The following is a 14,830-nucleotide window of genomic DNA, read 5'->3' on the forward strand; positions in this document are numbered from 1 at the left end:
CCGCTTCGCGCCCCAACGGGAGCAAGCTCCCTCGCCACAGGTCGCAGGTTTTTCTGCTTTAGCGCTTAACTGACCGGCATTAGGGCAAGCCCGCTCCCACATGTGCAACGGATGCCTGTTTGGGAGCGGGCTTGCCCGCGATGGCGCCGGTCCTGATCAGCGCAACGCGTAATCCGTCACAATCCCCACAAATATCGCCAACCCCGCCCAATGGTTGTGCAAAAACGCCTTGAAGCACTTCATGCGGTCCCTGTCCCGGGTGTACCAGAACTCCCAGGCAAAACAGCCCGCCGCCGCCAGCAGCCCGAGGTGGAACCAGCCGCCCAGCTCAAACCGAGCCCCCGCGAGCAACAGACACACCAGCGCCAGGCCCTGCAGGGTGAGAATGATCAAACGGTCAGCATCACCGAACAGAATCGCGGTGGATTTCACGCCGATCTTCAAGTCGTCGTCGCGGTCGGTCATCGCGTAATACGTGTCGTAACCCACCGTCCACAGCAGGTTGGCGATGTACAGCAGCCACGCTTCGGCCGGCAGGTCGCCGGTCTCGGCCGTGAACGCCATCGGCATGCCCCACGAAAACGCCGCACCCAACACTACCTGCGGGTAATAGGTGTAGCGCTTCATGAACGGATAACTCGCCGCCAGCACCAGCCCGCCGAGGGACAACAGGATGGTGCTGGCGTTGGTCAGCAGCACCAGCAGGAAGCTGATGCCCATCAGCAGCGCAAAAAACACCAGCGCCTCTTTCGAACTGATCCTGCCGCTGACCAGCGGACGTTGCTCGGTGCGTTTGACATGACCGTCGACCTTGCGGTCGGCCCAGTCGTTGATCACACAGCCACCGGCTCGGGTCAGCACCACGCCCAGCACGAAAATCACGATATTGAGCAGCGACGGCGAGCCCTTGCCGGCGATCCACAGCGCCCACAGCGTCGGCCACAGCAGCAGGTAGATGCCGATAGGCTTGTCCATGCGCGTCAACTGAATAAAATCCCAGGCCCTGGGGTTCAGGCGATTCAAGGATTTGAGCACACGTTGGTACATCAGCGGTTCTCCGGATGGTCATGCAGCACATGCCAGAAACTCGGCAGGAAGACTTCCGCCACCAGCACGCTCAGCGCCCCGCGATCGAAGCGCGAGCGGCGCGCCCACAGCGCGTCGGTCTGGTCTGCCGCAGGTAGCCATTGCGCCGGGTAATGGCACACCTCGATCGGCTGGCGGGTGAAGGCACGGTCGCAGAACAACAACTCGCCCAGCGACCGGCTGCCCAACTCATCCATATGCAAGCCGTCGCCCTGCAATGCGCCACGTGACGCGACGCTGCGGGCAAACACCCAAGGTTGGTCATGCCCGCGCAAATACACCTCGCGCACCCAGCCGACAGTGGCAGAGGGCAGGTTCAGCGCCGCACATTCATCGTCGCGCAACGGTTGCCAGCCTTCGAGCAGCGGCATCACGCTGAAGCCGTTATTGGACAGCTCTGTCAGCCGCCGCGTCAGCGAGCCTTCATCGAACAGCCAATCGAGGGTCAAGGGCGCAGGCATTGGGCGCAGAAGGCTCTGGGGCAGCCATCGGCAAGCATCGGAAGGGGCGATTGAGTGCGGCACGGCGAGTCAATATAGGCAGCAAAAGAGGCGGCGAGCTTACCATGGCGTCCTCAACTTTTGCCGCGCCGAACCCGCCGTTTGCGCCGATCGTGCTTGCATCTGTCGGCGCTGATCAGTACAAAACGCCCTGAGCCGAGCGGCAGCGCTGTATATCGACCGTCGGCCAAGATGCCTGACCCTGAGGAAGCAAGTAATGAAGAAATGGCAATGTATCGTCTGTGGCCTGATCTATGACGAAAAAGATGGCTGGCCGGATGATGGAATCGCTCCGGGCACCCTGTGGCAGGACGTGCCGGAAGACTGGCTGTGCCCGGACTGCGGCGTAGGCAAGATGGATTTCGAAATGATCGAAATCGGCTAATTTGAAGTTTACGAAACGTACTACAAGGAGAAAGGAATGAACTCACCTGTCGTGATCATCGGCACAGGATTGGCCGGTTACAACGTAGCCCGGGAGTTTCGCAAGCTCGACAGCGAGACCCCATTGCTGCTGATCACCGCGGATGACGGGCGCTCCTACTCCAAGCCCATGCTCTCCACAGGTTTCGGCAAGAACAAGGAAGCCGATGGCCTGAGCATGGCTGAACCCGGCACCATGGCCGAGCAACTCAAGGCTGAGGTGCGCACCCATACGCGTATCAGCGGCATTGACCCCGGCCACAAGCGCCTGTGGATCGGCGAGGAATCGGTGGCCTATCGCGACCTGATCCTGGCCTGGGGCGCGGAGACCGTCCGCGTGCCGGTCGAGGGCGATGGCGCCGAGCTGATTTTCCCGATCAACGATCTTGAAGATTACGCGCGCTTTCGCGCCGCCGCCGCCGGCAAACGCCGCGTGCTGCTGCTCGGCGCCGGCCTGATCGGCTGCGAATTTGCCAACGACCTGATCCTTGGCGGCTATGAAGTCGACCTGGTTGCGCCGTGCGAACAAGTCATGCCGACCCTGCTGCACCCGGCGGCGGCGGCGGCGGTGCAAGCCGGACTGGAAGGCATTGGCGCGCGTTTCCACCTGGGGCCGGTGCTCAACCGCCTGCAACGCAGCGCCGACGGCCTCGAAGCCCATCTGTCGGACGGCGAAGTGATCCACTGCGACCTGGTGGTCTCCGCCATCGGCCTGCGTCCGCGCATCGACCTGGCGGCTGCGGCCGGCTTGCAAATCAACCGCGGCATCATGGTGGACCGCCACCTCAAGACCTCTCACGCCAATATCTACGCCCTGGGCGACTGCGCCGAGGTCGACGGCTTGAACCTGCTGTACGTCATGCCATTGATGAGTTGCGCCCGCGCCTTGGCACAAACCTTGGCAGGCAACGCCACGGCCGTAAGCTACGGGCCGATGCCGATCACCGTGAAAACCCCGGTCTGCCCGCTGGTGGTTTCGCCGCCTCCACGCGGCAGCGAAGGCGTGTGGAGCGTCGAAGGCCAAGGCACCGACGTCAAGGCCCTGTGCCGCGACGCCAGCGGGCGCCTGCTGGGTTACGCGCTGACCGGCACCGCCGTTATGGAAAAACTGGCGTTGAACAAAGAACTTCCGCCGCTGCTGGCGTAAATGTCGGTCGTTCTGTCGCAATCAGCCTCTTCTTACCCCTATAAAGGTCGCGGCGAGGCTGGCGGAGCGTGCGAGGGCATGCCATTCTCACTCCCGTCTGCCGCAGAGTAGAGCCTGCGGCGCTTTGGGCGCTGCTCCGTCAGAGAGCAGCACGGACATAACAACAAAAAACCGTCAAAGAGGCTTCACATATGCGTAAACCAGAACTCGCAGCCGCCATCGCTGAAAAAGCCGATCTCACCAAAGAGCAGGCCAACCGCGTCCTCAACGCCGTTCTCGAAGAAATCACCGGCGCCCTGCACCGCAAGGACAGCGTCACGCTCGTTGGCTTCGGCACTTTCCTGCAGCGCCACCGCGGCGCCCGCACCGGCAAGAACCCGCAAACCGGTGAGCCTGTGAAAATCAAGGCCAGTAATACCGTTGCGTTCAAGCCGGGTAAGTCGCTGAAAGATACTGTTAACGCGTAATCGCGTTACCGTCTCGTAGGGGGCGGGGTGGTATGAGAAATGGGCACGCCGACTGAGTCGAGTGCCCATTGTTGTTGGGCAAGAATCAGGCTTCCATGAAATCGTCGTATTCTCGATAGTGATTGACCGCCCGGATCAAAATATCGGTTGCCGGTGCCTTAACTTTCTTTTGAATGACTTCGAATATGGCTTGTAACGTTTGCACATCTAGCCAGGTTTCGACGTTCTCTTTTTCCAAGGACTTGGGGATAAGTTCTCCGGCAGCATTTTCGACGGTTTTATCCTCTTCCTCTAAATCGTCAATCTCATCCTCGGTAATGAGGTAGAAGACGGATTTTTCTGGTTCATCTTCCCACTTGTCCAGATTGGTGTAGATCCAGTCGTTTTCGGTAGCCGAGTTGATAGTGCTGAACAAGTTGGTGATGCCTTGGATCTTCTTCATCATTAATTCCTTATTTTCTGCACGATGACCCGCCACCCCAAGTCTTCCGACCGCCAACTCGTTTTCCATTACGGCCTTTAGGATGGTAATCGCCGTGACGGTTTTTGTGGTCTTCATGACTTACCAGCTGCAGGTTGCCGCCTACTACAGGGTGGTGATGCCAGGTTGAGCCTTTCATTGCTGTTGTTCTGAATTTGCCATTTTTCTTCGGCTCAACCCATTTTGAGATACCTGGGTGCTTCGCCTCGACGGTTGCTTTCAAGGCAGGATCGTTCTTCATCGCGTAATGAAGCTGTCTGTTAGATTCGGCGAAGTGTACCGAGTCCTTTGAACGCCAAATTTCTTTGTTGATGTGGGCCTCAAACGATACGTCGTATACCCCGGGATTTGTGCTGGCCCAACCCCAAGGGTCAATCCAGGAAGCCGGGTTCGGCCCATATTGATAGAAGTTATGCCCTCCGGCTAGCCCGATGGGATCGGGGGTCGTGAAGCGTCCAATATCCGGATCATAAAACCTGAACGTATTAAAATGCAGCCCCGTCTCTCGATCCAGGTACTGCCCCTGGAACCGCAGATTCTGCTCTTCAATATAATAAGGCTCGCGCACCTCCTCCAGCGTGTTGCCCCAGACCCTATACGTCGCCTGCCAGACGCTGTGCCCATCCGCTTCGGTCAGTTGTTCTGGCAGGCCGTTCAGGTCGTTGTGGTAGTAACGAATCTTCTGCAGCGGCCCGGTGCCATCGACCCGTGCCAAGGGTTCGTAGCCGTCATCTTCGTAAACATAAAGACTCGTCTGGCTGTGTTTGTGCTCCTGCAGCAGTCGCAAACCATCCCAGGTGAACCGGGTTTGCCCCAGTGGATAGCTATCACTGCCATGCTCGGTTTTCTCGATCCGGCGACCCAGCGGGTCGTAGGTCATCCTGACCACGCTGCCGTTTTCATTGCGTACTTCAATCAGCCTGCTTTCAGCATCGTAGGTAAAACGCTGCAGGCCCCGCGCTGCGCTGCGTTTTTCGATCATCCGGCCAAAGGCGTCATAGCGATAACGCTTGTCCTGATACGTCAGCAGCTTGTTATGCACCACCAACCCGGCACCGGTCTGCGGACCGTCCAGTAGGTTGGCGGCGGCGTCGTAGGCGAAGGTTTCGCGCTGGCCGTGCAGGCTGTCCTGGCTGGCGATGATGCGGCCGGTAGCGTCGTAGTGCAGTAGCTGGCGGTGTTGTGCGGCGGGTTGCTGGTCGAGTTTGCCGATCAGGTTGTCGGCGGGGTCGTACTCGAACTGTTTTTGCGCCGCCGCAGGCATCAATGATGACTGACTGGCAAGGCGGCGTTGGCGTGCGCGCAGGCGGCCGCTGCGGTCGTATTCGCTGCGGGTGCTGAGCTGGCCCTGGGTGCGCAGCACTTCGCGGTGCAGTCGGTCGCGTTCGAAGTCGCTGATCACCTGGCCGTCGAGGTTGATCTGGTGCAGGTGGCCACTGCCGTAGTACAGGCGATTGAGCCATCGGCCGTCGGGCAGTTGGGTCTGGATCAGGTTGCCGAGTTCATCGTAGTGATGGTGCAAATGGCCGGCGGCACTCTGTTCGGCCAGCAACTGGCCGAGGGCGTCGTAGGCGAAGCCCAGAGCCTGGGCATTGCCTTGCAGGTCAGTGAAAGTAACTGCCGTAAGCTGGTCAACTGCATCGTAGCTGTAGTCGGTGCGGCCATCGTCGGTGGTTTTTGCAACCAGTCGGCCGACCGCGTCGCGCTCCAAGCGATGAACGATAGGGGCAGGCGGTGCCTCGGGAACTACCGCCAGGCCGTTACTATAAGGTGCCGGAACGGCAGTCACCGTTGTGATGTTATCCAGCAGGTCGTAGTCATAACGTTTGGCGCTGCCGTCGAGGTCTTGCTGTTCCGTCAGCCGATCCCCGGCGTCCCAGGCAAAGCGATAGCGTTCACCGTTCTCGTTGATCAGCGCTTGCAGGCGCCCATAGCTGTCATAGCCGAACTGCACCTGCCGACCATGGGCGTCCGTGCGCTGGCGTACCTGGCCGCGTCGGTTGTGCTGATACAGCGTGGTGTGCCCGGCCGGGTCGGTGTAACCCACCAGTTGGCCGCTGACATCGCGCTGGTACTGCTCGGTACGACCGTCCGGCAGTTGGCTGCTGAGCAAACGTCCTTGGGCATCGTAGCTGAACTGCGTGCGCTCACCGAGCGCATCGGTGATGACCTGCAGATAGCCGCGTTCGTCATAGCTGAAGCGCGTTGGGTAACCCGAGCAGTCGACATGCTCGACCAGTTGCCCGAACGGGTTCCAGCGCAGCTTTTTGCTTTTTCCGGTGGCGTCGATGATCTCCACAACCTGGCCATGCGCGTCATATCTGTAGCGGGTGACATAGCCCAGCGGATCGGTTTCGGCGATGCAATTGCCGCGCGGATCATAGCGATAAGCCCAACTATTGTCGGCGGCATCGGTTTCCACCAGTGGCAGGGCCCAATGTTCCAGCCACAAGGTCGAATCGCTGCGGCCCAGGGGGTCGGATTCGCCGATAAGATTGCCGGACTCGTCGTAGCTGTATTCATAGCGGCCACCCAACGGGTCGGTCGCGCTGAGCAGTTGGCGTTCGTCATTCCATTCGAACAGCCAGGTTTGCTCAAGGTTATCGCTGTATCGAATGATCTGGTGCTGGGTGTTCCAGTGGCGGGTACTGACGCGTTGCAAGCCATCGGTAATTCGCGTGATACCGGCCTGCAAGTCATAGTCGAACTGGTAGGCGTCGCCTTCGTCGGTCCAGTGCCGGACCACGCGCCATTCCGCGTCCTCAACCAACGCCCATTCGTAGAAACAGCGCAACCCGGTTGGCAACTGGTGCTCCACCATGCGCCGGCCGGCATCGTAGCTGAAGCGCCTCTGCACCTGACTGGTGGCATCGTGCACCTGCGCCAGGTTGCCGGCGGTGTCGTAGTCATAGCTGACCAGTACTTCGCGACGCTGATCGGAGTACAGACGTTCGAGCCGCACCACGTGGCCTTGATCGCGGATCAACTCGACTTGCACCAGATCGAACGTATCGCGCAGCCGCATCAGTCGCCCGGCTTCGTCATAATCGACGTGGATGCGGTTGTCGTTGCGGTCGCCGAGTTGGATTAGCCGCAGCAACGTTGCCTTGGCCGGCGTGGGTTCGAACAAACGATACAGGCCGTCATCGCTTTCAATCAGCAACTGCCCATTGAGGTGCCGCCGCACGGCGAGCCCTTCACCGGCACTGAACACCGCGCCGCCCAGGGGAATGGAACCCATGTCGATAGGACGGCCCTGCTCATCGGTGTACACCAGCGTTTCGCCGCCGTCGGGATGGGGACGAATTTCGACGCACACCTCATACGGCACGCTCCAACCCGCGCCGAACAAACTGCCCGTGCGTTCGTCACGGCTGTTGTAGAAACGTTGCCAATCAATCGGCAAGATGCCGGGCAGCACGAAATCCAGCTCGTCATCGCCGCCCAGCACCTTCGCCCCGGTCGCCGCATGCACCGGGTTCGACGAGCCCATCGCCGCATTGGCCATGGCCCCCATCGCGCTGCTGACAGCCATCGAAGTGGCGCCACCAATCAACATGCACGGCAGTTTGCTGAAGAACTTGCCCTTGCCGCCCTTGAGCATCAACAGCGCCGTCACCGCCAGCCCGACACCCGGCGTCTTGCCGCTGCGAATCTCGCGCACTACCACCGAACCGCCGCCAATGGTCACGTTCGATGAGATCAACCCGGAGGAAACGACGGTCGCATCACAGGTGCTGCGATCACCGCTGCGCACCGCCGGCTGGCCATTGATCGTGACCTTGTCCGAACCTTCGGCCAGGAACTGCGGCGGCATCGGCGGGTGCTTCATGCACACGACCACATCCAGTGGCTTGGGCTCGGCGCCGGGAGCCGGCGTCGCGACAGTCGGACGCCACATCTGCGAGAAGAAACTCTCGGCCATGTCCAGGTAGCTGGCTTCTGCCTCAGGTGCAGGCTCTTCCAGCTCGGTGCCGGCTGGTGTGACGTGGGAAGTGATCGCCCCGGCGGCGCGGGCGGCGGGGATGTTGTTGGTCAGGGTGTCGGTGGAACCGGTGAGGATATTGGCCTGCACCGTGGGCGGGAACAGGGCATTGCTGAAGCTGTCGCATAAATTCGTCAGGCCTTTATCCGCCCCCGTCTTGCTCATGGCCAGGCCGACAATCGTGCCCACCACCGCACCCAGCAGAAAACAGCCGAGCCCGCCGGTGGCAACGGTAATGCCGGTGGCCGCGACCACTGCAGCGGTCGCCACCGCCGTGATTGCGATATTGGCCGCCACCTCCAGCACACCGCCGAGGATGTCGGCCATCATCGACGTGTGGGAGAGCGCATCGCCCATGCGGGCTGCCCATAGAGCGTCAGACATGCAGGCCGCTCATCAAGAAATGGCGTCGAACGACAGTGAATCTTTTATCAACGCCCAATGCGCCGCCTCGGCATCCCCCAGCTTGTCGGCCTTCACGTAACTCAGGGCAAGCATCTTGCGCGTAGTCGGTATCACCAACGCCAGCTGGTACTGGAACACCTTGTCATTGCCCTTGTTGAACTGGCTGCGCAACTCGATGCCTTCGACTTCCTGCGCCGCGCCCAAACGCACATCCACACCGGGTTGATAACGCAAATCCTGCACCTGTTTCTCCAGGCGCTGGAGCTGGTCATTAAAATTGCTGTGCAGGGTTTCACCCTCGGCGAGCAGGCTACGGCTGACGATCAGGGACGTGCCCAGCTCGGGGAACTTGAGGATGTTGATCGTGGCGTCCTGCAGCTCGCCGGCAGGCAATTGAAACTGGAATTCGTTGATTCGATACGTCATGGCAAACAGGTCTCGTCAGGAGCTTTTAGGCGTGGGGAACGCAGCTTTGATATTGGCGTCGATGCTGGCTTTCACGCCCTGGCCATCGGGTGTGGCGCCGGCACCGCCACCGTTGTTCAGGTGCAGCACACCGCCGGTATTGAACTCGGCGTCGCCGCTGGCATAAAAACTGATCTGCACGCCGGTGAGGTTGATCTGACCGCTGGCGTTCAGCTCCAGAATGCTTTCGCCACAGACCAGGCGCAGGTTTTCGCCCACTTCAATGACGTAGCTCTGGCTGATGCTATCGGTCTTGCGCTGGCCCACTGAGAGGATGTCTTCCTGCTTGACGATGCGCAGACGGTTGTTGCCGATCGTCACCGTCTCGTTGTGGCCGATGCTTTTGTTACGGTCATGCCCCACCGAATGGCTCTCATCCACCTCCACCACGATGTCCTGATTGCGCTCGGCATGGATATACAACTGCTCCAGGCCCTTCTTGTCCTCCATACGGATTTCATTGAAATTGGCCGGCGTGCCGCCCTTGCTCGAACGGCTCTTCATGCCGCTCTGGGTTGCGTTTTCTGGCAGGTCGTAAGGCACTGTCTGCTCGGCGTTGTACACCCGCCCCGTGATAATCGGCCGGTCCGGGTCACCCTCAAGGAAGCTCACGATCACTTCCTGGCCGATCCGGGGAATCTGCATCGAGCCCCAGTTCTTGCCGGCCCAGGATTGCGACACGCGGATCCAGCAGGAGCTGTTCTCGTTGGATTGATCGTGGCGGTCCCAGTAGAAGTGCACCTTCACGCGGCCGTACTGGTCGGTCCAGATTTCTTCGCCTTTGGGGCCGACCACCAGCGCGGTTTGCGGGCCTTTTACCACAGGCCGATGGGTGGCGGGCAGGGTGCGGTAGCTCTGTTGCGCGGGGATGCAGGTCAGGCTGCTTTCAAACTGCGCCGAACCCGAGCCGCCGCCGCTTTCCAGGCTTTCCTGGACGATGTAATAACGGCAACCAATGATCAAATACTCGCGGTTCTGGTCCTGGCGGCTGAAGCCGGTGAGGCTGAACAGGTGGCCCGAACCCAGGCCGCGCGCATTGCCGGCGAACTCGATCTGTTCGTGCAGGGTTTGCAGGGCTTCGATACGGGTGCGCGCATAGTGTTCGCCGTCCTCGCTTTGCACGTAGGTGCCGGGGTAGTCGTACAGCGGGTAGTCGCCGGCGGTGTGCGGGCGCGGCATGGCCGAGCGCACGTCGATGCTGGCGCTGGGGCGCTGGAAGTCGTAATCGTTGAGCTCCAGCGAGCCCGGCTGCACTTCTTGCGCCAGGTGCCAGTTGTGCATGTGGTCGCGTTCGCGCTGCTGTTCGTCCTTGGGGTAATACGGGATCGACGCATAACCCGGCACGGTAGTGTGGGCGCCATAGGCGTCGGCCAGTACCAGTACGTGGCGGTCCTGCTCATGGCGGAAGAAGTAGTAGATGCCTTCCTGTTCCATCAACCGGCTGACGAAATCGAAGCTGGTCTCGCGGTACTGCACGCAGTATTCCCACTCGCGGTACGGGCGGCTAAGCGCGTCTTCGAAGTCGGAAAAACCCAGGTCGCGAAACACCTGCTTGATGATCTGCGGGATGCTCAGGTTCTGGAAAATCCGGCAGTCCGAGGTGCGGCTCAGCAGCCACAACCACGGGCGCAGTGTCACCTGGTAACTGGCGAACTGGCCTTGGTCGATGTTCTGGCTGCATCGCGCGACGATGCCGTGAAAGTGCCGTTCACCGCCGTCAGCCAGTTGCAGTCCCACGCTCATGGGCTTGCCGAGCAACTGGTTGAGGTCGATGTTGGCGTCCAGGGACGTCAATTGCAGCTCATAGTTGAACAGCCGCCCCAGCTCTTCACCGCCGCCCATTTCATTGAGCAACAGCACATCCGGCCCGAGGGGGCTGGTGATTTTGGCCAGGCGTGAGGCTTGGTTGAATAGCATCGGTTAACCTGTTCAAGTTCTATTTCAACTGTAGGAGCGAGCTTGCTCGCGAAGGTCGTCAACGATGGCGCGGGCATGCTGAATGAACGCGGCGTTCTCGGGTTCTTCGCGAGCAAGCTCGCTCCTACAGGTGTAGCGGCGTTTATGCCGCGTCGCTGAAGTCGTAGTGCAATTCATTATCCCGGCTGCTGATCCGCACCCCCGCCAGCGCCTTGCCTTCCAGCATGCGCGTGAGGAATTCACGGCTCATGTCCGGCAGCAGGCTGTTGGTGAGGATGGTGTCGATCATGCGCCCGCCGCTTTCGGTTTCGGTGCAGCGTGAGACGATCAGGTCAACCGAGGCGAAGGCTCGCGCAGCTCCATCTGCGATAAGAAGGATTTAACAAGGAAAATCGCATGAATCGTAGACGCCAAATCGCCAGGCATCAACAGCCGCGTATTCAGCCGCATGCCAAAACAGCAATGCGATGAATTGTTCAAGCTGTTCAGGTCCGGAGCTGCTATAGCGTGTCAAGCCGGTGATGCCCAATCAGCGCCATTAGCGGTATTTCCCTCGGCTTGATTATTGTGGTGCATTACCTGAGTATCTACGCTTGCTCGCGTCACTCACATCCATGGAAAGCGATCACTGTGACCCTCTACAGAATTCAAGAAGCGGACCTCGAAATCCCTGATACCTGGCAGGACCAGAGTATTAATATCTTCAAGCTGCCGGCCGTTGGTAGCGCCAAGGAAGCCAGTTTTGTCATCAGTCGTGATGCCTCCCAAGGCGACGCGACTTTCGCGGCTTACATTGACAAGCAAGTGCAGAGCGCAGAGCAGCAATTGCCGGAGTTCAAGTTGGTCCAGCGTTGGGACACGGTGCTGCATGAACATGCCGCCACACTGCTGGATTACACCTGGACGCGTGAGGGGCGCGAACTGATGTTGCGCCAGATGTTTATCGAGCGAAAACCGGCCGTGTTGATCACCACTTTGACGACCACGCCGGGTGATCTGGTTCATCACGAGACTGCCTGGAAAATCGCCATGAGCAGCCTCAAACCCTTTGTGTCAGGCACCTGATTCGAACATGGCAGCGGTTTAACCAATACGGTAGATAGACGCAATGGATGCGCAGGCAGCAGCTCGTCTAGGGGATGAAATAGCCCACGGCTTTGGGGTGGCTGCGATGCTCGCAGGGGCTGTCGCAGGCGCATTGATTGGCGCCGCAGTGATCGCCGCTACGGTTGCCACTGGTGGGTTGGCCGTGGTGATCATGGCGGGGGCGATTGCTGCAGGTGGTCTGTCGATGTTTCAGATCGTCAAAGGCCTGAGTACGATCTTCAACTTGCCCGAACCCACGACGGGAACGTTGTCGCTGGGCAGTTTCAACGTCTATATCAATGGTCTCAATGCGATGAGGGCCGGGGAGGACATCGCCGCCACCTGCTCGGGACTGCCGATGAACCACCCTCTTTGGCCGTTCCCGGTATTGATTGCCGAAGGCAGTGCCACCGTATTTATCAACGGCAAGCCAGCAGCACGCCTGCACAGCAAGATGGTCTGCGGTGCTCATATCAAGAGTGGCAGTCCTGATACGTTTATTGGTGGCCCGACCGTTTCGGTGGCGTTCGTTCTTGATATCGAAGGTTGGATGCACACGGGCCTGGAGACGCTCGGATTGCTTGCAGCGGGGGGAGCCCTGATTCTTGCAGGCATGGCTGGCCTGGCAGTTCTTGCAGAGTTTGTTGTTATCGGCGGTCTGGTTTTGGGCGGCATGGCGATCCTGGGTGATCTGGGCGACAGGTTGGGCCCAGGCTATAGAGACCTGTTACAAGGTGTAGCGGGCATGGCGCTGTTGGGATTAGGCGCCAAGCTTGCGAAACCTAAAGCAGCGCCAGCGCTTAAGTCCGAGCCTCAGACCCCGTTGCCCAAAGGCTTTGAAGAGGTTTATGCGAAGGCACCAGGTGCAAAGGCAGAAATCGATGCTACCGCAGATCAATTGGCCGCCAAATATGGCGGGACGGTTGCCAAGGCGCCCATAAAATCCCAGGCGAGGGCCGTCGAGAAGATTATGAATGACTATGACGGTGACCCGACCCGTATCAAGGATTTGGCAAGAAACACGATCATTGTCAAATCAGATCAGGTAGGCGCTGTCGCGACTGAACTGGGTAACCAAGGAGCCAAGGTCAAGATCATCGATGGTGCAACTGATCCTATGGGCTACAGTGGCGTCAACTCCACTCTGCCCACGCGCGCAGGTCTTCCTGGGGAAATCCAAGTCAACTCACCTGAAATGATCTATGCCAAGGAGCCGGAGGCACTGAGCCGGGTGTTGTTGGGCGATGACACGTACAATGCGGTGGCGGCGAAAGCCAACGTCGAAGGTGGACTGGGCCACAAGTACTATGAGGAATGGCGGGTGCTGGACCCAAACAGTGCCGAAGCAAAAGCCATTGCCAATAAGAGCAAAGCCTATTACGACGCGATAAGGGGGAGCAGTGGCAATTGATTTTGAAGCGCTTTTAACCCGGGACGTTTTCATTGATTACAACTTTGAAGAAGTCACGTATCGCTGGGATCACCGGGAGAAAAAAATATACGTCAAGTTCTATGGCGCACAAGAGCGCACTGAGCCGGTTGCTCCCGACCATCGTCTGTATCGGGAGGCATTATGCTCGGGCCGGGAAATCACCCGTGAGCAATATGAGAAAGGGTTCCCACGCCAATGAGTATTCTTGACGCCGTCATTGCGCTGGCCTGTCGTGTTCACGCGGGGCAGGTGGATAAGTCTGGCAAGCCTTACATTCTGCACCCGCTGCGCTTGATGTTGAAATTCGAGACACTGGACGAGCAGGTTGTCAGCGTTCTGCACGATGTCGTCGAAGACGGTGATGTGACCCTGGATGAATTAAGACAGCTGGGCCTCAGCGAACCTGTGATACATGCCATTGACTGCCTCTCAAAGCGTCCCGGCGAAATCTACGAAGACTTCATTGCGCGTATACGGCCTATTGAGTTGGCACGCAAGGTGAAAATCGAAGACATTCGGGACAACCTCAACCTCACGCGATTGCCCACGCTGGGGGCAAAGGACCTGGAGAGGATCGCTAAGTACCACAAAGCGCTGCAATATCTTTTGCTGCCGACCTGATCGACTGGGCAGGCGCTTTGCTCTGCCTTTTCAGCGCTTGGGAAAGAACGCTTTCACCGCTGCATCGATCACGCTTTTGATACCTTTGCCCTTGTTATCCACGGCGCAGGCATTGCCTGCGTTGAGGTCCAACCGGCCACCCGTATCGATATTGCCGTTGCCACTGGCGTAGATATTGAAAGCGGTGCCTGAGATGTTGATCTCGCCATCGGCGTTGAACTCCAGCACGCTTTTTCCGCAGACCAGCCGAATCTGCGATCCTGCCTCGATCAGGTATTGGGTGTTGATGCTGTCGCTCTTGGCCCCGCCGACATGCAACGCATCATTGGCCGACACCGCACGCAGACGGTCATTGCCGATTCTGACTGTCTCGTTGTGATCCACCGTGCTGTGGCGGTCGTGACCTACCCAGTGGCCTTCGTCATTTTCTACAGCAATATCCTGATTACGCTCTGCGTGGATATAGAGTTGCTCGGCGCCTTTTTTGTCCTCCATGCGTATTTCGTTGAAGTTGGCTGGCGTGCCGCCCTTGCTCGAGCGGCTTTTCATGCCGCTTTGCGTGGCATTTTCGGGCAGTTTGTACGGCACCGTCTGCTCGGCGTTGTAGACCCGCCCCGTGATAATCGGCCGGTCCGGGTCACCTTCCAGAAAGCTCACAATCACTTCCTGGCCGATCCGCGGGATCTGCATCGAGCCCCAGTTCTTGCCGGCCCAGGATTGCGACACGCGGATCCAGCAGGAGCTGTTCTCGTTGGATTGATCGTGGCGGTCCCAGTAGAAGTGCACCTTCACGCGGCCGTACTGGTCGGTCCAGA

Annotated in this window: 14 protein-coding genes and 1 pseudogene; 7 read left to right on the forward strand and 8 right to left on the reverse strand. The window is 59.2% G+C overall.

Annotation, left to right across the window (positions count from 1 at the left end; all coding sequences use genetic code 11):
* Positions 1-156 precede the first annotated feature (156 nt).
* Both ubiA and Q1V60_RS03105 read right to left on the reverse strand, forming a co-directional pair.
* Positions 157-1,047: a 4-hydroxybenzoate octaprenyltransferase gene (ubiA, locus tag Q1V60_RS03100; RefSeq protein WP_300627334.1), complete on the reverse strand. Its 891-nt coding sequence runs from the start codon at positions 1,045-1,047 to the stop codon at positions 157-159.
* Positions 1,047-1,610, reverse strand: a complete 564-nt coding sequence (locus tag Q1V60_RS03105; protein ID WP_300627336.1) for a chorismate lyase — start codon at positions 1,608-1,610, stop codon at positions 1,047-1,049. Before Q1V60_RS03105 ends, ubiA begins: the two co-directional genes overlap by 1 nt.
* Before the next feature lie 193 nt (positions 1,611-1,803).
* Here Q1V60_RS03105 and Q1V60_RS03110 point away from each other — a divergent pair, with 193 nt between their 5' ends.
* The 3 genes from Q1V60_RS03110 to Q1V60_RS03120 all read left to right on the forward strand — a co-directional run bounded on the left by Q1V60_RS03110 (position 1,804) and on the right by Q1V60_RS03120 (position 3,623).
* A complete protein-coding gene (locus Q1V60_RS03110; protein WP_017476746.1) occupies positions 1,804-1,971 on the forward strand; it encodes a rubredoxin in 168 nt (55 codons plus the stop codon).
* A 36-nt stretch (positions 1,972-2,007) separates the two neighbouring features.
* Positions 2,008-3,156, forward strand: a complete 1,149-nt coding sequence (locus Q1V60_RS03115) for an FAD-dependent oxidoreductase (protein WP_300627338.1) — start codon at positions 2,008-2,010, stop codon at positions 3,154-3,156.
* A gap of 191 nt (positions 3,157-3,347) precedes the next feature.
* Positions 3,348-3,623: an HU family DNA-binding protein gene (locus tag Q1V60_RS03120; RefSeq protein WP_003176958.1), complete on the forward strand. Its 276-nt coding sequence runs from the start codon at positions 3,348-3,350 to the stop codon at positions 3,621-3,623.
* Positions 3,624-3,708: 85 nt separating this feature from the next.
* Here Q1V60_RS03120 and Q1V60_RS03125 read toward each other — a convergent pair whose 3' ends face one another.
* From Q1V60_RS03125 to Q1V60_RS03145, 5 genes and pseudogenes are all read right to left on the reverse strand, one after another.
* Positions 3,709-4,065 (reverse strand): hypothetical protein, encoded by a 357-nt coding sequence (locus tag Q1V60_RS03125; RefSeq protein WP_300627341.1) that lies wholly within the window; start codon positions 4,063-4,065, stop codon positions 3,709-3,711.
* 10 nt (positions 4,066-4,075) lie between these two features.
* Positions 4,076-8,473, reverse strand: a complete 4,398-nt coding sequence (locus Q1V60_RS03130) for an RHS repeat-associated core domain-containing protein (protein WP_300627343.1) — start codon at positions 8,471-8,473, stop codon at positions 4,076-4,078.
* 12 nt (positions 8,474-8,485) lie between these two features.
* Positions 8,486-8,920, reverse strand: a complete 435-nt coding sequence (locus Q1V60_RS03135) for a DcrB-related protein (RefSeq protein ID WP_300627344.1) — start codon at positions 8,918-8,920, stop codon at positions 8,486-8,488.
* A 15-nt stretch (positions 8,921-8,935) separates the two neighbouring features.
* Positions 8,936-10,876, reverse strand: coding sequence for a type VI secretion system Vgr family protein (locus tag Q1V60_RS03140; RefSeq protein WP_300627346.1), 1,941 nt, complete (start codon positions 10,874-10,876; stop codon positions 8,936-8,938).
* A gap of 142 nt (positions 10,877-11,018) precedes the next feature.
* A pseudogene (locus tag Q1V60_RS03145) lies at positions 11,019-11,213 on the reverse strand (hypothetical protein); the annotation flags it as partial.
* A gap of 293 nt (positions 11,214-11,506) precedes the next feature.
* Here Q1V60_RS03145 and Q1V60_RS03150 point away from each other — a divergent pair.
* The 4 genes from Q1V60_RS03150 to Q1V60_RS03165 are packed head-to-tail and all read left to right on the forward strand — an operon-like array spanning position 11,507 to position 14,015.
* Positions 11,507-11,941 (forward strand): DcrB-related protein, encoded by a 435-nt coding sequence (locus Q1V60_RS03150; protein ID WP_300627348.1) that lies wholly within the window; start codon positions 11,507-11,509, stop codon positions 11,939-11,941.
* Between the two features lie 43 nt (positions 11,942-11,984).
* Complete coding sequence (locus tag Q1V60_RS03155; RefSeq protein WP_300627350.1) at positions 11,985-13,373, forward strand: PAAR domain-containing protein; 1,389 nt, start codon at positions 11,985-11,987, stop codon at positions 13,371-13,373.
* Positions 13,363-13,593 (forward strand): hypothetical protein, encoded by a 231-nt coding sequence (locus tag Q1V60_RS03160; protein WP_300627352.1) that lies wholly within the window; start codon positions 13,363-13,365, stop codon positions 13,591-13,593. The genes Q1V60_RS03155 and Q1V60_RS03160 overlap by 11 nt, the downstream gene beginning before the upstream one ends.
* Positions 13,590-14,015 (forward strand): GTP pyrophosphokinase, encoded by a 426-nt coding sequence (locus tag Q1V60_RS03165; protein WP_300627353.1) that lies wholly within the window; start codon positions 13,590-13,592, stop codon positions 14,013-14,015. Before Q1V60_RS03160 ends, Q1V60_RS03165 begins: the two co-directional genes overlap by 4 nt.
* A gap of 30 nt (positions 14,016-14,045) precedes the next feature.
* On the opposite strand, the gene tssI is transcribed toward Q1V60_RS03165, so the two are convergent.
* Positions 14,046-14,830 (reverse strand): type VI secretion system tip protein TssI/VgrG (gene tssI / locus Q1V60_RS03170; protein WP_300627354.1); only part of this gene is annotated, 785 nt, incomplete at its 5' end.

The sequence above is a fragment of the Pseudomonas sp. genome (assembly GCF_030147005.1).
In the GTDB taxonomy this organism is placed as follows: domain Bacteria; phylum Pseudomonadota; class Gammaproteobacteria; order Pseudomonadales; family Pseudomonadaceae; genus Aquipseudomonas.